This window comes from Streptomyces sp. NPDC006339 (assembly GCF_040612775.1).
Taxonomy (GTDB): domain Bacteria; phylum Actinomycetota; class Actinomycetes; order Streptomycetales; family Streptomycetaceae; genus Streptomyces.
In genome coordinates this window covers 36,013-54,302 of record NZ_JBEXQW010000029.1, presented here as the reverse complement: position 1 = coordinate 54,302, position 18,290 = coordinate 36,013, and the positions used below count along the sequence as shown (strand labels likewise).

Here is an 18,290-nt window from a genome sequence, read left to right as displayed (position 1 = left end):
GTCAGGTCGTGGCGTACGGCCTGCGCCCCCTGGGGCCGGCGCCGGGGGTGGCCGCCGATATGGGGGTGCATCACCCCTGGTCACGGCAGGGGTTGGTGGGTGATGATCGCGTCCCACTCCCCAGGTGCACGGAAGGGGGCGGTGGTCGTGGGTGAGGGTCACAGAACGGTGGCGACGGTGGTGCGCGCCGGACCGCGTACTGTCCTGGTGTCGCTGTCGGGGTGGCATCGGGGGCAGGTCCTCGCGCCGGTCGGGACCCGAGTCCTCGCGGCCGCCGGCGGCCAGGTGACGCCCGGGAGCCGCTACTGGGTCACCGGGAACCTGGACGCGGTGCTCGACACCGGTCTGGCGCTGCGGGACTGGGAGCCGGCATGACCGGCCCACCCTGCCGTACGGGCGGCGCCGGCCGGCGCCCGATGCCGTACGAGTGGGTGCGGGGCGGGGGCTGCGCGGTGAAGCTGGGTGTATGAGCATCAGCAGCGAGCGGCCGGTGAGTGCCGAGCAGGTCTATGCAGCGCTGGCTGCGCTGGGGGCGGCGCCGGTGGCGGATCCGGACCTTCGGCCGGAAGGACCGCTCGAAGAGGACCGTCTGCACCTGCTGGGGAGCCTGCTCGCGAAGACGGAACTGGAGATCACCGCTTCGACCCGGCGTCCGGAGGACGAGGAGATCGTCGACATCTTCGACGCCGTGGTCGGCTGGAACGAGCAGGTGGGGCCCGAGAGCGACCTCGCGACCAGCGTCCTGGTGAACCGGTTGGAGCGCACTGCGATGCAGGTCTCGGAGTCCGATTCAGAGGAGCCGGCGCCGGGGCGGGAGGCGTCTTTCGCCGCCGTGATGGCGGCGACGTTCGCGCTCGCGGCCCAGTTGCACGCCGAGCGCGGCGATGCCGCCGGCACCCGGCAGGCCCTCGGCGGGGTCGAGGAAGCGGTCATCGACGTCCTGCAGAACGTGCACGCCCTGCGCGTCGTCATCGGCGACGCGCAGGGCAGCGAGGACTGACCCGGCGCCCGGGCCGGTGTCGGTCAGTCCAGGTCGGCGCTGGCGAGGGAGATCGCGAGCGTGATGTGGGGGACGGCGCTCAGGCAGAGCTCGGCCGCCGTGCTCGGATCGGGCGCGGTGCGCGCCTGCTGGAGCGCGAGCAGGGCGGCGTCCACCGCGGCGTCGACGGCTGAGTCGAGGACCTCGTCCGCGGTGAGCTCGCCGCCGGCGACCAGCTCGCGCACCAGAGCGGCCGCCTCCTCGGGCGCCTGCCGCCACTGGTCGGCGACATCGGCACCGGCGCTCACCAGGTCCATGTCGGCGGCCTGTTCCGGGGTCGGCAGCGGCACACTGTGCTCCCCGGGCGGATCGGCCGACTCGGCAAGCTCCTCGGCGGCCGCCACGGCGCACCGCGCCGCGTAGGTCCGCCGGGCTTCCTCCCGCTCGCGCGCTGCGGCGGCGGGCCAACGGGCATCGTCCTCGGCACGGGCCCGGTCCAGCAGGAGAGCGGCGGAGAGGCTGACCTGGATGCACGGCAGCGGGTCCACCTCCACCCCTTCCTGGTGGGGCGGGGCGGCGGCGATCGGCTCGTACACCGCGCCCGCTGCGTCGGCGCAGGCACCGATCAGCGTGGTGAGGGCGGCGATCAGCCGCGCGTGGCGGCGCCGGCGGGAGGGCAGGGCCAGTCGGTCCGGTGTCACGGTCACCCCCGCACTATGCCGTCCGGCCCTCACCCTCTGGGCGGCTTTCGGCCCACCGCCCGGGCGTCGGCCCGGGCGCGGCGCCGTCCGCCTGGATCCGCGGGGCGTCGGTGAGGGGGAACTCGTTCATCAGGCGGTGGGCGAGGCCGATCCAGTTCACGCTCGGATGCGTGCCGCTGCGGTCGACGTACTGCAGGTGCTCCGGCTGAGGGTCCTGCTCGGTCAGGAACCGCCGCAGCCAGAACCCGTCACGGTGCCTGCCCACCAGCCGGGTGGCGGCCCGCATCCACTCGTTGCCCACGCCCTGCAGCAGGCCCTCCGCGAGCTGCTCGCCCGTCCTGTCGTCCGCGACCGTCGTCACCGATGTCGCCGTTGCCTCGGTGCCCGCCGTGCCATCTCCCTCGGCCTCCAGGCAGCACCCCGTGAAGGGCGCGCTGCCCTTCACCCCCTCTGTGGAGAGGGGCGGTGGACGACAGGAGAGGGACGCGAATCGGTGTCAGGAAACTGCCGCGGGCCGGGTCGGGTACCCGGCGCGCGGGTGCGGACTGGGGAGCGTGAGGCCCGGCCCTGCGGGACAGAGCCGCCCCGCGTCACCGGCCGGGGCGGCTCTGGTCCTTCGAACTCCGTAGTCGGACTAGTTCTTCTTCACGTGCGCCGCATCGAGGCTGTCGTCGATGCGGTAGCGGACCCCGGTGGTCTGGCCGGCCTCGGCGCCGGGGTCGATCAGGTCCACGAACTCGACGAGCTTGTTGTAGAGGCGGCTGCAGCGGGCGGAGGCCGCGACGTCGTCCTCCTTGGTCCCCTCCTGCAGCGCCTTCAAGAGCTGGGCGAGGTTGTGGCCGGAGAGGAGAATCTCCTGCATCCCCCTGTGGGCGGGGCCCTCCGAGAGCTTCCTGATCCGTCCCTCGGGCAGGTTCGGGTCGACGCTGAACCGCTTCTCCTCCAGGATGCCCGGGTGGTGCGGCTGGTCCATAACCCCCGTGAGGCGGGTGCTCTGGGTCCAGGCCGGCTTCCACTGGCCGAAAGCGCGGATGGCCATGAAGGTCCAAGTGTCCTCGTGGCAGACCAGGGTCAGGTACGAGACGCCGGTGGCCGCCCTGATGTTGGCGTTGTGCTCCTCCATGTCGGTGGAGTTCTCCGCAAGGGCCTTCTGTCGCGCGGCCCGGTCCTCCTCACGCCACCGCTTCTCCTGCTCCCACTGGTCCTGCTCGATCTGGCGCTTCAGGGCCTGGTTGGCCCGGTACTCCTCGCGCCACGTCTTGAACACGCACCCTCCCCGGTGATCACTGAAAGTGACACGATTATGCCGGTGCGTATCCACGGTCCGGTAGTGCGCCTTAGGCCGACTCGTTTGCGTCATCACGCCTCCCCGTGCGGTCGGGGGCCGCAGGCTTGACCGTCTTCACGCGCGGGGTGCACGGCGGCTGAGGGGGCGGACTCGCTCCGCCGGGTGCGCCGGGCGCGCAGGCGCCGGACGCTCCAGGTGATGGTGGCGATGGCGAGGCCGGCGGAGAGGCTCCCGAGGAACTCGGGCAGCGCAGAGGCAAGGACGTCGTACACGGGAAAGCGGGCACGCCACAGCGCGGGCCCTGGCGTGCCGTGCTCCTCTGTGTGGTGCGACGACGGACGATCTTGCGCCCGGGCCCCGGGGCGCGTTCTGCGGGGACGGTCTCAGCGCCCGCTAGATGAACCCCCTTGACGGGGGCGAGGTCGGCTCGGGCGCCTACCCGCGATCAGTCTGTCCCGCCGGTCCGCCCCGCCGAGGCTGTTCGACGCTTCCTCCCTATATAGATGGGAGATCCCGGTATCACCCGATTCGGCCGGGCAAGCTGCCCAGGCTCCCGGGAACCCGTCCGCGATTCGCGGACGGGCGAGGTCGCGTCGGATAACCTCCGACGCGACAGAACGGGCATCCGGACCCGCCGGAACGCGCGTCGGCGAAGGGGAGGACACCCGACGTGAGCACGCACCCCGACCTGCCCGACACCCTGGTCCACTTCACCGGACGCCCCCGGTCGCCGCGGGATCTGCCGCCGGACTTCGCGGAGGGAAGCGCCGAGGACCGGCTGGTGAGCATCCTGCAGGGCGGGGCCCTGCGCGGGGCCCCGGTCTTCGGGGCCGACGCCCCGGTGCTCTGCTTCAGCGAAGCGAGTGAGGAGGCACGCCGCGTCATGCTCCGCGACGGCGCCGGCGCACGCCGCCCCTACGACCCGTGGGGCCTCGTGCTCGACCGTCGACAGCTCGTGGAGGCCGGGGCCCGGCCCGTCCTCCACGTTTCTTACGAGGAGCGCGCCGTGATGCAGGCCAGCCTGTCTCCGAAGACGTACAACCGCTGCGTGGCCTATGAGCCGGGGCGCGTGGACTGGCTGCACGAGCGGGAGTGGCGGCTGTGCTTCGAGGCCGCGGAGGAGCCTGAGCTGTCTATCCGTCCCCGGCTCGTGGTCGATGTCGGAACGGTGTCCACCGCGCCGCCCCTCGTCGTCGGCGTCATCGTCGGTACCCCGGGCTGGACCCCGCCGCCCCGCTATCGGAGCTACGAGGAGGCACGAGCTGAGCTCGACCTCGTGGTGCGGCTGGTGCACAGCGCGATGGAGACGAGCGGTTACCAGGGGTCCGGCATCCCGTTGATCGCGTACGGCGTGCAGTTCGCCCGGCCCGCGAACGGCCTGGCCCGCTGGTACTGGAACGGCACAGAACTCGTGCCGGACGGCGTCATCGACATCCAGGCCCAGGAATGGGCGACCACCCAGAACTGGGGAGGCACCCTGCCCGGGCTCAGCTACACCATCACCCCCGAAACAGACCGAGAGGAGCTGCGCGGTGACGGCCGTATCTGAGTCGACCGCCCCCCGGCCCCCATGATGTCCGGCCGGTGTCGCTGGACCTGGAGGCCGCCGAGCGCCAGGCGCTCATCGAGCGGTGGGCCGAACGCCACGGCGTCGACGCCGCCCGGCGCCTGGCCGAGGCCGAGGACCTGGCCGACGCGGTCGCCGCCGAGATCACCCCAGACAACACCGTCGACACCTACGACAAGAGCTGGCGGGTGTGGGAACGGTTCTGCGCCTTGGCCCGGCTGCCGGAGCACGAGGGCAGCCGGGGCGCGCTGGTGGCGTTCGTGGCGTGGATGCTGCGCGAGGGCCGACAGAACGGCACGGGCTACGCCCCGTCATCGGCCTCCACCCACCTGGCGGCCGCCGTCGTCGGACTGCGCCAGCGGGGCGTGAAGGTCTCCGACGACGACCAGGCCGAGGCCCGCGCCACCCTGGAGGGCTTGGCGGTCAAGCTGCTGCAGGCCGGGGAACGGCGCGGCCGCGGACAGGCGGTCGGCGGTGACATCGACGGGCTGCGGGCCATCGCCCGCACCTGCCCCGACACCCTGACCGGCGACCGGGACAAGACCCTGGTGCTCACCGGCTTCCACTACGCCTGCCGCTCCCAGGATCCGGCCGGCTGCTGACCGGCGACGTCACCCTGCACCCGTGCGGCCTGGTCTTCGCCGTGCTCACCGGCAAGACCAAGCACTCGGTGCGCAACGCCAAGATCCGCTCGACGATCCCGAGATCTGCCCGGTCCGCGCGCACACCGCGTACCGCAGCCGGCTGGTCGCCGAGCACGGCGAGCGGTGGGCCGACCCCTCTACTCCGGCTTTCGTTGGTATCGACCGCTGGGGCCGCGTCACCGGCGGCATGGTGCCCGACTCCGTCACCCCCGCCATCAAGCGGATCTCGACCCGGGCCGGGGTCCCGGTCGCCTGGACCGGGCACTCGCTGCGCATCGGCCTGGCCTCCGTCGCGCGCCGCGCCGGCCGCGACGCCATCGCCATCGCCGACCAGGGCGGCTGGGCCCGCCACTCCCGCTCGATGCTTGGCTACATGCAGCGAGACGACGGCTGGGACCACAACGCCTCCGCCGGCCTGGCCTGACGCGGCACATCCCCGCCCCGCCCGTACCCGTTAGACCCTGCGGCCCGGCCGGGGCGGACGCGTGTCCGCCGCCCTCACCTGCCGGGCCCGTTCTCCAGCCGAACCACGAAGGGGCGGACCGCAGGTGCAGCATACGCACGCCGTCATCGTCATCACCCGCACCACCGTCCGGAACCGCGGGAAGAGAGGCGCCACGTCGTGTCTCTACACCGCTCACTGCCCGGCCCTCGGGCTCACCGGCACGGGCGCCGAGACACCGCAGGACGCCGTACGCCGCCTCACGGAGTCGATCACGGCCGACGCCGTGACCGTGCTCCAGGACTGTGTGCCGGACGAGCTGGTCGTCGCCCTGCCGGTACAGCTCACGGCGGCCGACGAGGAGGGCGGCCCCGCGATCGAGTGGGGCGACGTCGACGAGGCCGACTTCACCTGCGTCCGCGCCCTGGGCAACAACGAGCCCACCATCGGCGCCGTGCTGCAGCTCCTGAAAGGCGCGGAGCGCGATGCGTTCCTCGCCGAGGTCCACCGGGCGACGCTCGGCGACCAGCTCACCCAGGTACTGACACGCTGGTGGGTCCACGCGCTGCTCGGCCGGTACAAGGTCCCGGTGGCGACCATCGCGAACATGCGCCTGATCGAACTTCCCCCGCAGCGCGACCCCTCGCCCGAGGCCAGCGCCTGTCAGACCCATTAGGTCTGACAGGGCCAACCAGGGCGGCGTGCAGCCGCTACCGCCCTGCGGCGGCCGCACAGGCAGCCGAACAGAACTGCGGCGGCACCTTCGGCCCCGCCCCGATCTGGAGCGCCGCACCGCAGGCACAGCGCCCCCCGGCGAGCTTCTGGATGCGGAGGCGCGCTGCCTCGGACACCCGCATCAGCCGGAAGTATTCGGTGTCCATCGCATGCTGCACCGCCATCGCCTGCTCGCCGAAGTACACGACGTCGACCATGTCCGGCTGCTCGTAGGCCGACGTGATCAGCGCGGCCTGGACCGGGAAGAGGGCGCACTGGGCGACGGCGGCCGCGATCAGATGGTCGCCCTCCTCGCCCAGCGGCACGGCGGCGGGGCTCTGGGCGCTGAACTCCTCATGCTGGGCGTTCCCCCACGCCGCGGCCATCTCGACGAGCTCGTCCCCGGACCGCTCGGCGAGGTGCCGGTGGGCACAGTAGGGGATCGAGTGCGCCGAGACCGGACCAAGTTCACAGCCGGGGACGCGGCACCGCTCGGTGACGTAGTCGTCCTGGGAGAGGACCATCTCGAAGCGGCGGCCGCCGCACGCCACGATCAGCGAGTGGAAGCCGTTCCGGGACTCCAACTCCAGCTCGGTGGACCTGCTCGCGGGCGCCAGCAGACCGAGGAGCACCAGGACGGCCGAGTACGGCACCGGCCCGCCCAGCGGGGCGAAGTCGAACATCTCCGGTGCCCACTCGGGGGCGACGACCGGGTTCTCGCCGGTCCAGTCCGGCGCGGTCCCGCAGGCGGTGAGCAGATTCCCCAGGGTGAACGGCCCGGGCCGGCTTCCGGCCTGGGTCTTGCGGAGCTCGGCGGTGTACTTGCCCCCGGTCTCGCGCTGGGCCTGGCGGGCGCGCTGGGCAGCGGTGCTCTGGTGACGCGGCATCGGTCTTCTCCGGACTCGACGGGCATGCCCACGCCGCCCGTCGACGAAGAGGAACAGCGTCGGGGCCGCGGGCCCCGTAGGACCTTGGCCGATCGCGGGACGACGGCGTGGGCGTCGGCCTGCGGCGGGTGGCGGTGCGCGTCCAGCCGAAGGCACCGTAGCGCAACGAGGAGCATCAGGCAGACCCGACTGTCCAGCCGTGGAGAGCGCCACAGACAAGGAGTCGGCGGCCAGCGCCGGAGAAATCCCGTCGTATGTGCTGGTAACAGCGCTGCCCAAGGCCCGCGCCAGAGAATGCCGGTGCGCCCAGGATGCGACCCGGTGGGTGCCCCGGGAGGAGACCCGGGAGCGACTCCGGGCGCGACCAGCGAACGGTCCGGCCAAGACCCGGAGAACGGTCGCCATGACAGCCTCCGGGCCCTGGGTGCACGCGGACGCCCGGCTCAACGAAGGGCGCCCGGCCGGGGTCACTCGGCCAACCGCTCCACCTGGTCGTCGGGGTCCGCCCGCAGGCCGGCCCACCAGTGCCTCACGCGCTGGGCGCGTCTAGGACACGTGCCCACGCGGACCGCAGGCGCGCTTCTCCCGCGCGGTGTCCGCCAGTACGGAACTGCGCGCGCATCTGGCGGTAGGAATCTGGCATGTGCACGGTCACGATGCGGCGGACGACGGAGAGGAGCTGCTCGTCGGTCAGCAGCCCGTTGGCGTCGGGCTCATCCGGATCCCCAAGCACGGCTCGAAGGGTGGGTCCCGTCGGCTCGCGATGGGCGAGGTCGTTGGCCAGCGCCACAGCCTCGTCAACGGTCAGGTCCAGACTCTCAGCGAGGGTTAGGACGACGGGTCCGACTAGCGCGGCACGGTCATAGGCGCTGCTCATACGCTGCTCAACGAGCATGAGCAGTCAGCGGATGCCCGCCAAGTCCGTCCGTTGTTTTCTCCGATCGGATGGAGGGAGGTGCGGTCACGTAAGTGCCGGGCGGAGGCGGTACGCCTGGATTGCCGGCGGGGTTTCCCTGATCACGTCAGGGGCGTTTCGCTCTTTCGCGGACGGCGGCACAGGAAAGCGCCGGGGAGACCGGTGTCCGCCGCACCAGAAGGACCGCTGAACCGCCCGACCGGTTCGCCACCTTCGCCGAGACCGGATACCAAGACGCGTCCTGGGGGAGTGCCGCGCCGTCAGTTGGAGGCGGGCAGGAGCGGGCGGTCGATGTGGTGGTGCTCGACGTCGACGCCGTCCTCGCCGTCCCAGGCGGCCCAGACCTCGCGGGCGATCGCTTCGGCGACGGCCACGGACCGGTGCCGGCCGCCCTGGCAGGCCACCGTGAGACGGGCGAGACGGCCCACGGGTACCTCGTCGGCCAAGGCGCGGAGCTGGACGGAGGTCCGGGCGATCAGCTCCCGCGCTCCGGGGGTGTGCAGGACGTGGTCGTAGACCTCGGGGTCCAGGCCGGTGCGGTCGCAGAGGGCGGGGTCGTCGGCGGGGTTCCGCAGGGCGTGGCGCAGGTCGAGGTAGAGGCCGTCGGTGACGAGCTGGTGGGCGCCGTCGTGGAGGACGCCGATCGAGCGGATGACAGCGGCGACGGGGCCCGGCCCGTCCAGGTGTGTGATCTGCATGCCCACCACGATCCCGAGCCGGCCAGGAGCGCGGAAGGGGTTGCCCCTTGCCACTCCGGTTGGCTCCTTGTTCCAGGCCGCCCGCACCATGGTGGTGCGGGCCCGTCCGTCCGCCGAGCTGTTCCGGGTGAACGCCGGGCGCGCCTGACTGCGCCTAAGTCGGGGCGGGCGCCGGGGGCGGTGTACTGGGGGCATGCGCATCATGTTCACCGGCTGTCTGCTGGTGCTCGCCGTGGGGTTTGCCTGGGCCATCACCGTGGGGCTGTTGCACCGGTGAGGATGCCGCCGGGGTCGGCGGCACAGCGAGCGCGCGGGGCCCCGCGGCTCTCAGGTTCGGGTGGCGAAGTCCAGCACCTTGCACAGCGCCGCCAGTTCGCCGTCGGTGATGACGGTGCCGGGGTCGTTGGCGAGCAGGCGCGGGATGCCGGCGGCGCAGTGGACGATGGCCAGGAGCGCGATCTGCTGCTCGGGCGTGAGGCAGGCGGAGGCTTCGGGCATGGCGTAGATGAGGCCGGCCAGTGTCTGCTCGGTCGTCTCGGGCAGGCCGCCGCGGGCGTCGGGGGCGAGCGCCGTCTCGTCGCCGGGGTCGAGGGAGGTCAGGGCGTCCTCGACCGCGTCGGGGAGCCGGCCAGTGATCCAGGTGTCGCCGGGCGGGTGGGGCAGCTTGCGGATCCAGGCCGCTGCGCGCCGGCCGGCGGCGGCCGCTTGGGCGAGGGCTTCCTCCTCGCCGGGCCACGGCTCGCGCGGCTCGGGCTCGTCAGGGGGCGGAAGCAGGTGGTGAAGGGACATGCCCGGCTAACGGGCCCCGCCCGCCGCCGGTCACCGCCCGGTGCTGCTGGTGACCGGAACCCGGCGACGGTCCGGGTACACGACGCGGACCGGCCAGGCCCGGGGACGCTCTATCTGCTCGGGGCCGCCCCCAAGCCTTTGCCTGCACCTCCCCGAGGGCGCTCGTCGCAACACGGAGTCGGTGTGATCTTGTGGGCAGTCCAGACACCACGAACCGAGCTGACGAAGGCCGCCAAGGCGGTGCGCCCCGCACGCGACGCCTACCGCAACTGCCTGGACAAGCTCGTCAACTGAGCCCACTACACCAGGAGTGACAGTCCGGGGTCAGGCTGTGAGCCGCGGGGTGTTCGCTTCATCCGGGCGGTCGAGATCTGCCTCGAGGATTGCACGGCTCAGGCCGGGAGGGGATGTCGGCTGTGTGGGCCGGGGCTTTTGCCGGTCGGCCTGGACGACGCCGGACGAGTCCGGGGAGCTGAGGGTCTGAGTGGCGGTCAGTGCTGCTGTGCCGCCGAAGGCGAGTGCTGCCGCGATGCCTGCGGTCGCGGCCCTGCGTGTGATGATCATGGCTTGTCCTGGGGGAGGGTCAGGAGCGGGGCCGCTCGCTCCACCCCTGACTCTTCCAACGTAGACCCGTGGGGGCATGACGTCACGGTGCCGGCTTATTCGAGGATGCCGAGGTCGGTGTCGGGTCGGCAGATCGGGCATGCCCGCTCGGTGTGGCCGGTGAGGAGCTCGACGGCCTGCTCGCGGGTGAGCGGGCGGGTGTGCTCGGCGGCCATGGTGCAGTCGCTGAGGTGGACGCTGTCCTCGACGGGGTGTCCGCCCTGGCGCAGGTGGGACAGCACCCAGCGGGCGTTCCGCAGCTCGCGGACGGGCCGCATCGCTCGCTCGCGTTTCTCGGCCTCGGTGATCTTGATGCGGATGTCGCGCAGGATGATCTCTGCCAGCCGCTCCAGGATCCGCAGCCGCCCGAGGTCGTCCGGGAGGTCGAGCACAGGCCATCAGCCCGCTTTGCGGTAGGCGCCGGCGGGCCGGACCAGGGTCCGGCCGTACCGGGCGTTGATGGCGTCGAGGACCGGTTCGACCTGGTGGCGGGCCTCGCGGGCGGGGTCGAGGGAGAGCTGGGTGCCGGGGCCCTCCTCGGCGGGGGTGAGGTCTTCGGCGGTGAGGACGAGGCGGCGGATGCGGGCGCGCTGGTAGGCCATGGCGTCCCAGATCTGCCACAGCACGGTACGCAGGTCGTCGGTGTGGGCCGAGGGGACGGGCAGGCGGCGGGTGCGCTCGATGCGGCCGCCGTCGGCGAGCCGCACGGTGAGGGTGAGGCCGCGGGCGATCTGCTCCCGGGCGCGGAGCCGTTCGGCGAGGGTCGCGACGAGGTCGAGGAGCGCGGCCCGGAGCAGGACGGGGTCCAGCATGTCGCGCTCGAAGGCGTGGGAGACGGTGGCGGCCGCCGGCAGGCGGCTGGGCGTGACGGTGCGCCGGTCGACACCCCGCGCGCGCTCGCGCAGGACCCTTCCCTGCTTGCCGACGAGGCGGCAGACGACGTGCTCGGGCTGGTCGGCGAGCGCGCCGATGGTGTGCAGGCCGTAGCGGCGCAGCGTCTCGGCGGTCGTGGCGCCGACGCCGTAGAGGGCGGAGATGTCGAGCGGGGCGAGGAACTGCTGCTCCGCGCGCTCGTCGGGCAGCCACAGCACCCCGGAGGGCCCGGTGTGGGCGGACGCGGTCGCGGCGGTCGCCCAGGTGCTGGCGACGCCGATGTGGGTGTCGATGCCGTGGAGGAGGGCGCGGACGCGGGTGCGCTGCGCGAGCGTGCCGGGGTCGGCGCGGTGGACGCGGAGCGTCCCGCCGATCTGGACGAGCGCGGCGGCGGGCGGGAGGGGCTGCACGAGGGGGCTGAGGTCCTGGAGGAGCGCGAGGAGCGCGCGGTAGGTCTCCGGCTCGGTGTCCGGCCGGCACCGCACGTGCATGATCACCGACGCGCTCACGGCGCCACCCTCTCCCCGCGTCCCTCACGAACCCGTGCCCGCAGCTCGACCCGCCCCGCCGTTCCCGCGCCGGGCGTCGCCCAGTAGGGATGCCAGTACAGGCGGGTGGACAGGCGCAGCAGGCGCCGCCGCAGCGCCGTCGTGCCGCCGGGGCCGGGCGCGGCGAGCGCGGTGTAGGTGGCCGTCCACGCGGTCTGGGTGCGGACGAGGTCGAGGGGGAAGGGCTGGTGCTCCACCCTCCAATCAAAACACTTGTTCGATTTCCGGTTCAACCGGAACGCCTTGCACGGTTACCGTGCAAGCTGTACGGTGACCGTGCAAGTTGCATGGTGGTCGTGCAGGTGTTGGGGTCTGCCCCCGAGAAGGGATGTGGTTGTCCATGGAGTTCGCGCCGTCGCCGATGGACCGGCTGTACACCGGAGTTGTCAGCTCCTACACGATGCTCCGTATCGCGGGTGTGGTCGCCGATCTGGTCGCGGTCCAGGGCTACGAGCTGGACGAGGCGATCGAGGAGACCGGCGAGCACGAGCGCCGGAACTTCGTCCGGCCGGCCGGGGTGGCGGCGGAGCAGGTGGAGGCGGCCCGGCAGGCGCACGAGCTGCTGGTGGCCACCGCGCTCGACATGGCCAGGGCCGCCGTCACCCGGTCCGGCGCGAGTGAGGCGTGCACCGCGCTGGAGGCGGCGGCCGGTGCCGCCTACGAGCGTGAGCAGCAGGTGCGCCGACTCGTCGACCGCGAGCGCGGCGCGGCCGAGGCCGACCTGTACGACGCCTGACCACACCGGCCCTCACGGCGGCCCGCCCGAGCGGGCCGCCCTCCCCTCTCCGATCGGAGTTCACCATGACCGTCCCCGTCCCCGACTGGCCACAGCGCGTCCGTGACGCACGCGCCCGCCGCGACGAGGAGCAGGCCCACTACGAGCAGACCGTCCGCGACGCCCACCACATCGGCGGCATGTCCGCCAACAAGATCGCCGCTGCGCTCGGCCGCCGGTCCCGCGAGCAGATCACCCGCTACCTCGGCACCCCGGCCCCCGAGGGCCTGCCCCGCCCCCGGCTCCCCCTCGTGGTGCTGCTGCGCGGCAAGGGCATGCCCCAGCAGGTCCTGGACCAGTTGTACGACGGGTGTGCGGCGCGGGGCTGGTTCGCCACCCTCGATCACGAGGCGGCCTGGCACCTGGCCCGCGGTGGCTGCACCACCGTTTTCACCGACGTCAGCGCGGGTCTGAAGCCGGAGCGCATCGACGTGCGGCTGGTCGCCGCCCGCTACCGGGACGACCGCGACCAGCAGGAGGAGCAGGACCCGGACGACGAGACGGCCGCGGCCTGGCCGGACTGGAAGACCCTGGCCGGCGCCGACGACTACCCGCGCCCGCGCCGGTACGACGAGGAGTCGCGGACCTGGTCCTTCGACGCAGAGCAGGTCATCCGGCTCATCGCCCAGGTCAGCGGAGCGATCGACGACGACGCCACCGGCTGATCGACGCCCTGTGCACATCCCGAGAGGCCCCCGCCGGGCGGGTCAGACGCGATGACCTCGGTGTAGCCGGACCGGCAAGCCGAACGATTCTTGGCGCCCGGCTGCTCGGGCCGGCGGCGCGCGCCGCGCCGCCGGCCCGGCCGTCGTGGATGCGCAGGGCGAGGCGGTCGCGGTGCAGGACCGGCCTCGGGGATCAATCAGGACGTGGTTAGCGGTAAGGAAGGATCTTGCTTGCTAGCACAGTGATCGCCCGGTCTGCTCGACTTCGGCCGAAGATCGTATGAGGCAGTCGGCCGGCGGATACCGTCCGCCGCGTGCCGATGGAGTTTCTGACGGATGAGCAGGCCGGGGCGTACGGACGGTTCGTTGAGGAGCCGACGCGCCCGGAGATGGAGCGGTTCTTCTACATGGACGACGTCGACCGGCGGTTTTCGCCGCTAGTTGGCCCCGGACCATGATCAATCTCAGTGCCAACCACGGTTCCATTGATCCCCGCGGCCGGATGCGAAGCCTACTGGGCTGCGTCCACGCAGACGGCCGTCGCCCCAAGGAGAGCAGGCCCCTGGCCGATGTTTCTGCCGCTGGCAGTCCAGCCATTGGGCTGCGTCTCGCTCAGCGCCAGGTTGGGACCCGACGATTCGAGGTCGATACCGCTTCCGGCGTGGAAGCCACCACCGGTGGCGACTTGTCCCTGAGGACAGTGCGCCACGACGACGGTGTACTCCCCCGGAGCGAGTTCCTCCGTGTTGCTGACCGCCTGGGCACCCGTGACGCCTCCGCCCGTGTCGTTGTCGCAACCCGACGGGATGAGGCAGCCCAGGATGCGGCCGGGGGCGCTGAGGAGCGAGGACAGTGGCCCGTCGTTGTCCTGGGCGTGGGCACCTCCGGCGCCCAGGAGAACCAGCGATGCCGTTGCCGCGCCGACGGCTGCGAGCTTGCTTGCGAATTTCACGAGACGCCCTTTCGTCCGGTAACTGTAAGAAGCCTGCATCGAGGCCGGTGAAGCGTTTCGTGTGGCACGCTGGCACGCCCCTCAGGTCAGCCCTTCGGCTCACCGCCTGCGCAACTTGGTCTTCCCGCCCCGGCCAGCGAGTGAGCGGAAGCCAAGGAGTCAGCCCTGGCCATGCCCTGGCCGCGGCTGAGGAGCGGGGCGTGCCACCAGCCGCAAGGAGGGGCGCTCCGGCTGGAACCTGCCGAGGCCGAGCGCGACCTCGCGCCAGTCGACGGCGAGGTGGAGCAGCTTCTCGCTGTCGTGGCGGTAGCCGGGCGGCGGGCTCCCGGGGACCGCGGGCCACAGCATGACGGCGGCGAACTGGAGCCCGTACATGGCGGCGCTGGCACGGGGGTCGTGGTCGCCGCCCTCCAGGCGCCGCAGCATGTCGAGGCGGGCAGCAGCTTGGAGGAGTTCGTCGTACACCTTGGCGTACTCCTGCGCGCGTACGGCGGAGAGGTTATTCACGGCGTGGCATCTCCTGGAGGGTGTTGTTCATGCCGGGCCAACGAGGTGCGTCGTACCGGGCAACCGGGCACGCGGTCAGCCTCGCCGTCGTCGGCGGGGTCGTGTCTGCCGGAAGGGCAGCACGACCGCGCCGCCCCCGCTGTTCGCTGCGCCGGTGTCGGTGTGCTCCTGGTCCTCGTCTTCGAGCGGGGCCGGCGGCTTCGTCGCGGGCCACGTCGTGCCGTCGGGCTTGGCGTGCCGGGCGGGTCCGGTGCGCGGGGCGCAGTACGCCTGCTCTTCGCAGCGACCGCACGTGCAGGGTCGGGGCGGTCGCGGCTCGCCGTCCGGCCGTCGGTGCCGCCCCGTCCCCCGCGTGTCCCATCCCATGTCCCAGACCATGCACTGCCCAACGAGGGGCGGTGGGCGGCGTACCGGCGAGCCCGTCGAGGGCGGGGGGGGGGCGTCCCTCGTGGGGGTGGCGCCGCGCGGCGGGCCGTGACGCGCGACCGGCCGGCACCGGTTGGACGATCATGCGATCCACACTCATCTACGCGGCGGTGGCCGCCGCGCTCCTCGCGCCCGCGGCTCCGGCCGCCGCCCAGCCGCACACCGCGCCCGCCTCCACGAGGGCCCTGCCGACCAACCCGTGCGGCTTCCACATCACCGGCGGCGGCTCGGTGAACCTGCGCAGCGGACCCGGCACCAACTACCGCTCGCTCGGGCACCTGCGCGAGGGCGACGACGTCGCGCTCCTCAGCGAGCGCGGCACCTGGTACAAGGTGCGCCTGGACGAGCGCTCCGCCTCGGGCATCCGGGAGGGCGCCACCGGCTGGGTGGCCAAGAAGTACGTGAAGAAGCACGTCTGCATGCAACTCGACTGACCGTACGGCGCTTTTCCCGGCGGCGCGGGAGACACTTGCGGGGGCCTGGTCGTGGTGCTCGTCGGCGTTCACCACGGCCAGGCCGCCGCCCGCACCGCCCGACCAGGAAGCCCGATGCCGTACGTTGCCGTGATCCAGTTCCGCGAGGGGGGCCCGCGGGTGACCGGCACCTGGGACGAGCAGGAGCCGGCGGAGCGCCGGTGGACGTCCTGGGTGGGCCTGTACGGCAGTGCGCCCGGCGCGCTGGTCTCGCTCGTCGAGCAGACGCCCGACGGCACCGAGCGTCTGGTGAAACGCTGGCCCCCACGGGGGGACGAGCAGCAGGCCCGGTGACCCCGACCATGTCACCCGTCGTGATGGATCACCCGCAGGTCTCACCCCCGCCGGAGTGCCGCTCCGCGATCGTGGGCCCATGCACCCCCGCCACACCGCCCCGCTCTTCCTCGGTGTCCTTCTCGCGCTCACCGGCTGCGTAGCGGTCCCCGCAGCACCGCCGACCCACCCCGTACGGCCACCCGCGGGCCTCGCGCCCGCCGACGACCGGCCGCCCGCGCCGCTGCCCAGCGAGTGGTCTTCGCCCACCCAGGCCGCACCCCGTGAAGCGCTCGAAGACACCACCCCGGCAGCGCCGCGCCGGACCCGAGATGCCAAGGCCCGCCCGAGCTCGCCGCCTGCGCCCCCGCCGGCCGCCCCCGAGCGTCCTCGCGCGGCTCCACTGCGAGAGAAGGCCAAGGCGCCGGCCGCGAAGGCACCGAGGAAGAAGCGCAGCAAGCCGTCCAAGAGCAGGGTGCCGCAGCCGGTCCCCGCCGGCCGCCCCGCCGACATGCGTGCGCTGTGCCGGGAGGCTGTCCGCATCGGGGTCCCGTACGGCGTCCCCGACCTCTGCCGCAGCACCTACGGCCAGTGAGCCCGGGGCGACCCTTCCCCGCGTCACTTTGCTCCCCGGCTGGTGGGCAAGCCTGGACCTCGGCGAGGACGAGGGGGTCCGGGCTTGTCGCGGACAGGGCTCGGGTCAACTGGTCTTGCGGTTGGTGAGGTGGGGACCCAGGTACCCGATCACGACCTTGCCGGTGACCCCGCGGCTGTCGTCGTAGAAGTAGATCCGCGGGGAAATGGTTCCTTTCGAGCCGAGCTTCAGATGCGCGAACATCGGCATCCGTCCGCTCGGTTCCAGTTCCGTCGGGGCGGGGAAGATCCGCTCGCCGCCCCAGGCAGTCCTGGTGGCCTCCGTCTCGCCCATAGCGATCTGCTTTACAGGGAATATGCGGGCGCCCGGTACGGGGACGGTCTTGCAGAACTCGAAGTATCCGCCGTTCACGAGTCCCTCCTTCTGCGCCTGCGCGTAGGAGTCGAGCGACCGCAGGCCCTGCCACGCCTTCGCCGCCCACGTCCGCGCCAGCTCGTGGTCGTCAAGCGACACGACGATTGCCGTGTCGGCTGTGAACAGCACGTGCTCCAGCTCGTCCAGGCGCTGCGTCAGCTCTTCGAACGTCGCCGGCTGAGCCGCGGCCTGCTCCAGGACGACCGTGTCCGCGTGCCGGCCCTGCGCGTGCAACCGCTGGCGCAGCACCCGAGCCTCGTTCTGCGCACGCTCGACGTCCTCCAGCGTCAGCAGATGGTCCTCGAGCTCCCGGTGGTAGCTCTCGGTCAACTGCTGGAGCTGCTGGCGAAGGTGCTGCACCGTCCGCTCGGCGAGCGTTTCCCGGCGGCGGGCCTCGGACAGATCCCGGTCACCCTCGGACAGAAGCTGCGCCAAGATCCCGTTCTCCTCCCGGAGCACCGTGACCTCCTTCTCCAGAGCATGGGCCGGGACCGCCTGGGCGTGTGCGCGGGCCGCATCCTGCACGGCACGACGCTCTTCCTGCTTGCGCTGCTGCTCATCCGGGAAAGACACCGTCAGCAGCGCCCCCGGGAGCTCCGCCTCCCGCGCGTGCCGCTGGACCTGCCGGGCGACGAACAGGAAAGCGAGATCCTTCGGATCACTGATCCGCGCACCGGTGAGCAGGCGGTGCCGGGGACCGTCGGGCGGCCAGGCCGGATCAACATCGGGCAGGAAGGTGCGCACCGCGCCGGGAGCGACCCGGTGATGCTCTCCGATCACCCGCCGGAAGGCGTCGACCGCCTCGATGTCGTCCAGGAGGTAGAGGGAGGCGTCACCGGCGCACTTCGGCATCATCTTCTGCAGCCGCTGTGACCACAGGGATCCGGGCTGGAGCGGGCAGGCGGCGACGACGACCGGGAGGCGTCGATCGGGGTCGCACAGGATGTCGACGAGCGTGTCGACTCCGCCAGTGTTCACGACCTGGGCGTGCAGCGTGAGATGAGCGAGTCCATCACGGGGCCGTAACGCTCCCACGAGCTTCTCAACCAGCGCAGGCCTCGCCGGCCGCAGCGCCGCGAGGCCGTTGTCGAAGCACTCCAGCGTCACGCACACCGCCTGCTCGCCAGCAGCCGGGGTGACAGCGGTGACCGTAACGCGCCACGTCGCTTCCGGGTTGTCCTCACGAAGCTGGATCCGCAGCCCGTGCTCGGCACCGTCAGCGTGGTACGCCGCCTGCGTGGTCAGTACGACATGATCACGCAGGAAGTGGGTGCCGGTCTCCAACGGGGCGGGCTGTCGGAACTTGTCGCTGAGCCATTGGGCCGTGATCCTGCAGACTTCCGGGATGATGCCGGCGCCGGCTGGAACGCGGAAGACGCTCTGGAAAGCCAGTGGAGCTGATGGTTCAGCGGCAGGCGCCGGTGCCTGCCGGGGAATGATGCTGCGGGTGGTTCGCGTCACGGGCTCTAAAGATCCACTTCGGGGTATGGAACGGACGGACCGGCCTACGGCGTGCTCGGTCACCATTGACCTCCAGCAAGGGGAGAACTCCCATCCTGCC

General features: G+C 72.2%; 26 protein-coding genes. 12 read left to right on the top strand and 14 right to left on the bottom strand.

What is annotated here, in order from left to right; genetic code table 11:
• Nucleotides 1-147: 147 nt before the first annotated feature.
• Both ABZ135_RS23500 and ABZ135_RS23495 read left to right on the top strand, forming a co-directional pair.
• A complete protein-coding gene (locus tag ABZ135_RS23500) occupies nucleotides 148-375 on the top strand; it encodes a hypothetical protein (protein WP_356698198.1) in 228 nt (75 codons plus the stop codon).
• 91 nt (nucleotides 376-466) lie between these two features.
• Nucleotides 467-1,000 (top strand): hypothetical protein, encoded by a 534-nt coding sequence (locus ABZ135_RS23495; protein ID WP_356698197.1) that lies wholly within the window; start codon nucleotides 467-469, stop codon nucleotides 998-1,000.
• 23 nt (nucleotides 1,001-1,023) lie between these two features.
• Here ABZ135_RS23495 and ABZ135_RS23490 read toward each other — a convergent pair whose 3' ends face one another.
• From ABZ135_RS23490 to ABZ135_RS23480, 3 genes are all read right to left on the bottom strand, one after another.
• Nucleotides 1,024-1,686 carry a hypothetical protein gene (locus ABZ135_RS23490; protein ID WP_356698196.1) on the bottom strand — a complete coding sequence of 221 codons (663 nt, stop codon included), beginning with the start codon at nucleotides 1,684-1,686 and terminating at the stop codon, nucleotides 1,024-1,026.
• A 7-nt stretch (nucleotides 1,687-1,693) separates the two neighbouring features.
• Nucleotides 1,694-2,041 (bottom strand): hypothetical protein, encoded by a 348-nt coding sequence (locus ABZ135_RS23485; RefSeq protein ID WP_356698195.1) that lies wholly within the window; start codon nucleotides 2,039-2,041, stop codon nucleotides 1,694-1,696.
• A 273-nt stretch (nucleotides 2,042-2,314) separates the two neighbouring features.
• Nucleotides 2,315-2,947 (bottom strand): hypothetical protein, encoded by a 633-nt coding sequence (locus ABZ135_RS23480; RefSeq protein WP_356698194.1) that lies wholly within the window; start codon nucleotides 2,945-2,947, stop codon nucleotides 2,315-2,317.
• 691 nt (nucleotides 2,948-3,638) lie between these two features.
• Here ABZ135_RS23480 and ABZ135_RS23475 point away from each other — a divergent pair.
• The 4 genes from ABZ135_RS23475 to ABZ135_RS23460 all read left to right on the top strand — a co-directional run bounded on the left by ABZ135_RS23475 (nucleotide 3,639) and on the right by ABZ135_RS23460 (nucleotide 6,297).
• A complete protein-coding gene (locus ABZ135_RS23475) occupies nucleotides 3,639-4,517 on the top strand; it encodes a hypothetical protein (RefSeq protein ID WP_356698193.1) in 879 nt (292 codons plus the stop codon).
• Nucleotides 4,518-4,552: 35 nt separating this feature from the next.
• Nucleotides 4,553-5,137 carry a hypothetical protein gene (locus tag ABZ135_RS23470; protein WP_356698192.1) on the top strand — a complete coding sequence of 195 codons (585 nt, stop codon included), beginning with the start codon at nucleotides 4,553-4,555 and terminating at the stop codon, nucleotides 5,135-5,137.
• A gap of 22 nt (nucleotides 5,138-5,159) precedes the next feature.
• The gene (locus tag ABZ135_RS23465) at nucleotides 5,160-5,603 is read left to right on the top strand and encodes a hypothetical protein (protein ID WP_356698191.1); all 444 of its coding nucleotides are present in this window, start codon (nucleotides 5,160-5,162) and stop codon (nucleotides 5,601-5,603) included.
• 124 nt (nucleotides 5,604-5,727) lie between these two features.
• Entirely contained in the window at nucleotides 5,728-6,297 is a 570-nt protein-coding gene (locus ABZ135_RS23460) for a hypothetical protein (protein WP_356698190.1), read from the top strand.
• Between the two features lie 34 nt (nucleotides 6,298-6,331).
• Here ABZ135_RS23460 and ABZ135_RS23455 read toward each other — a convergent pair whose 3' ends face one another.
• The 8 genes from ABZ135_RS23455 to ABZ135_RS23420 all read right to left on the bottom strand — a co-directional run bounded on the left by ABZ135_RS23455 (nucleotide 6,332) and on the right by ABZ135_RS23420 (nucleotide 11,846).
• A complete protein-coding gene (locus ABZ135_RS23455) occupies nucleotides 6,332-7,222 on the bottom strand; it encodes a hypothetical protein (protein WP_356698189.1) in 891 nt (296 codons plus the stop codon).
• Nucleotides 7,223-7,751: 529 nt separating this feature from the next.
• Nucleotides 7,752-8,117 carry a hypothetical protein gene (locus ABZ135_RS23450; protein WP_356698188.1) on the bottom strand — a complete coding sequence of 122 codons (366 nt, stop codon included), beginning with the start codon at nucleotides 8,115-8,117 and terminating at the stop codon, nucleotides 7,752-7,754.
• 281 nt (nucleotides 8,118-8,398) lie between these two features.
• Nucleotides 8,399-8,836, bottom strand: coding sequence for an RNase adapter RapZ (locus tag ABZ135_RS23445; protein ID WP_356698187.1), 438 nt, complete (start codon nucleotides 8,834-8,836; stop codon nucleotides 8,399-8,401).
• 327 nt (nucleotides 8,837-9,163) lie between these two features.
• Entirely contained in the window at nucleotides 9,164-9,625 is a 462-nt protein-coding gene (locus ABZ135_RS23440; RefSeq protein ID WP_356698186.1) for a hypothetical protein, read from the bottom strand.
• A 324-nt stretch (nucleotides 9,626-9,949) separates the two neighbouring features.
• Nucleotides 9,950-10,189 carry a hypothetical protein gene (locus ABZ135_RS23435; RefSeq protein ID WP_356698185.1) on the bottom strand — a complete coding sequence of 80 codons (240 nt, stop codon included), beginning with the start codon at nucleotides 10,187-10,189 and terminating at the stop codon, nucleotides 9,950-9,952.
• Nucleotides 10,190-10,284: 95 nt separating this feature from the next.
• The gene (locus tag ABZ135_RS23430; RefSeq protein WP_356698184.1) at nucleotides 10,285-10,620 is read right to left on the bottom strand and encodes a DUF6233 domain-containing protein; all 336 of its coding nucleotides are present in this window, start codon (nucleotides 10,618-10,620) and stop codon (nucleotides 10,285-10,287) included.
• A gap of 6 nt (nucleotides 10,621-10,626) precedes the next feature.
• Nucleotides 10,627-11,610, bottom strand: coding sequence for a hypothetical protein (locus ABZ135_RS23425; RefSeq protein WP_356698183.1), 984 nt, complete (start codon nucleotides 11,608-11,610; stop codon nucleotides 10,627-10,629).
• The gene (locus ABZ135_RS23420; RefSeq protein ID WP_356698182.1) at nucleotides 11,607-11,846 is read right to left on the bottom strand and encodes a hypothetical protein; all 240 of its coding nucleotides are present in this window, start codon (nucleotides 11,844-11,846) and stop codon (nucleotides 11,607-11,609) included. The genes ABZ135_RS23425 and ABZ135_RS23420 overlap by 4 nt, the downstream gene beginning before the upstream one ends.
• 143 nt (nucleotides 11,847-11,989) lie before the next feature.
• Between ABZ135_RS23420 and ABZ135_RS23415 the strand changes: the two genes are divergently transcribed.
• The 3 genes from ABZ135_RS23415 to ABZ135_RS23405 all read left to right on the top strand — a co-directional run bounded on the left by ABZ135_RS23415 (nucleotide 11,990) and on the right by ABZ135_RS23405 (nucleotide 13,547).
• The gene (locus tag ABZ135_RS23415; RefSeq protein ID WP_356698181.1) at nucleotides 11,990-12,385 is read left to right on the top strand and encodes a hypothetical protein; all 396 of its coding nucleotides are present in this window, start codon (nucleotides 11,990-11,992) and stop codon (nucleotides 12,383-12,385) included.
• 65 nt (nucleotides 12,386-12,450) lie between these two features.
• Nucleotides 12,451-13,089 (top strand): hypothetical protein, encoded by a 639-nt coding sequence (locus ABZ135_RS23410; RefSeq protein ID WP_356698180.1) that lies wholly within the window; start codon nucleotides 12,451-12,453, stop codon nucleotides 13,087-13,089.
• 314 nt (nucleotides 13,090-13,403) lie between these two features.
• Nucleotides 13,404-13,547 carry a hypothetical protein gene (locus tag ABZ135_RS23405; protein WP_356698179.1) on the top strand — a complete coding sequence of 48 codons (144 nt, stop codon included), beginning with the start codon at nucleotides 13,404-13,406 and terminating at the stop codon, nucleotides 13,545-13,547.
• A 53-nt stretch (nucleotides 13,548-13,600) separates the two neighbouring features.
• Here ABZ135_RS23405 and ABZ135_RS23400 read toward each other — a convergent pair whose 3' ends face one another.
• Both ABZ135_RS23400 and ABZ135_RS23395 read right to left on the bottom strand, forming a co-directional pair.
• Complete coding sequence (locus tag ABZ135_RS23400) at nucleotides 13,601-14,041, bottom strand: hypothetical protein (RefSeq protein ID WP_356698178.1); 441 nt, start codon at nucleotides 14,039-14,041, stop codon at nucleotides 13,601-13,603.
• 159 nt (nucleotides 14,042-14,200) lie between these two features.
• Entirely contained in the window at nucleotides 14,201-14,548 is a 348-nt protein-coding gene (locus tag ABZ135_RS23395; RefSeq protein WP_356698177.1) for a hypothetical protein, read from the bottom strand.
• Nucleotides 14,549-15,057: 509 nt separating this feature from the next.
• Between ABZ135_RS23395 and ABZ135_RS23390 the strand changes: the two genes are divergently transcribed.
• From ABZ135_RS23390 to ABZ135_RS23380, 3 genes are all read left to right on the top strand, one after another.
• Complete coding sequence (locus ABZ135_RS23390) at nucleotides 15,058-15,408, top strand: SH3 domain-containing protein (protein WP_356698176.1); 351 nt, start codon at nucleotides 15,058-15,060, stop codon at nucleotides 15,406-15,408.
• A 114-nt stretch (nucleotides 15,409-15,522) separates the two neighbouring features.
• The gene (locus ABZ135_RS23385) at nucleotides 15,523-15,741 is read left to right on the top strand and encodes a hypothetical protein (protein WP_356698175.1); all 219 of its coding nucleotides are present in this window, start codon (nucleotides 15,523-15,525) and stop codon (nucleotides 15,739-15,741) included.
• Nucleotides 15,742-15,820: 79 nt separating this feature from the next.
• Nucleotides 15,821-16,315, top strand: a complete 495-nt coding sequence (locus tag ABZ135_RS23380) for a hypothetical protein (protein WP_356698174.1) — start codon at nucleotides 15,821-15,823, stop codon at nucleotides 16,313-16,315.
• A gap of 105 nt (nucleotides 16,316-16,420) precedes the next feature.
• Here the strand turns inward: ABZ135_RS23380 and ABZ135_RS23375 are convergent, their stop codons facing one another.
• On the bottom strand, nucleotides 16,421-18,190 hold the full coding sequence (locus tag ABZ135_RS23375) for a hypothetical protein (RefSeq protein ID WP_356698173.1): 1,770 nt from the start codon (nucleotides 18,188-18,190) through the stop codon (nucleotides 16,421-16,423).
• Nucleotides 18,191-18,290: the final 100 nt, after the last annotated feature.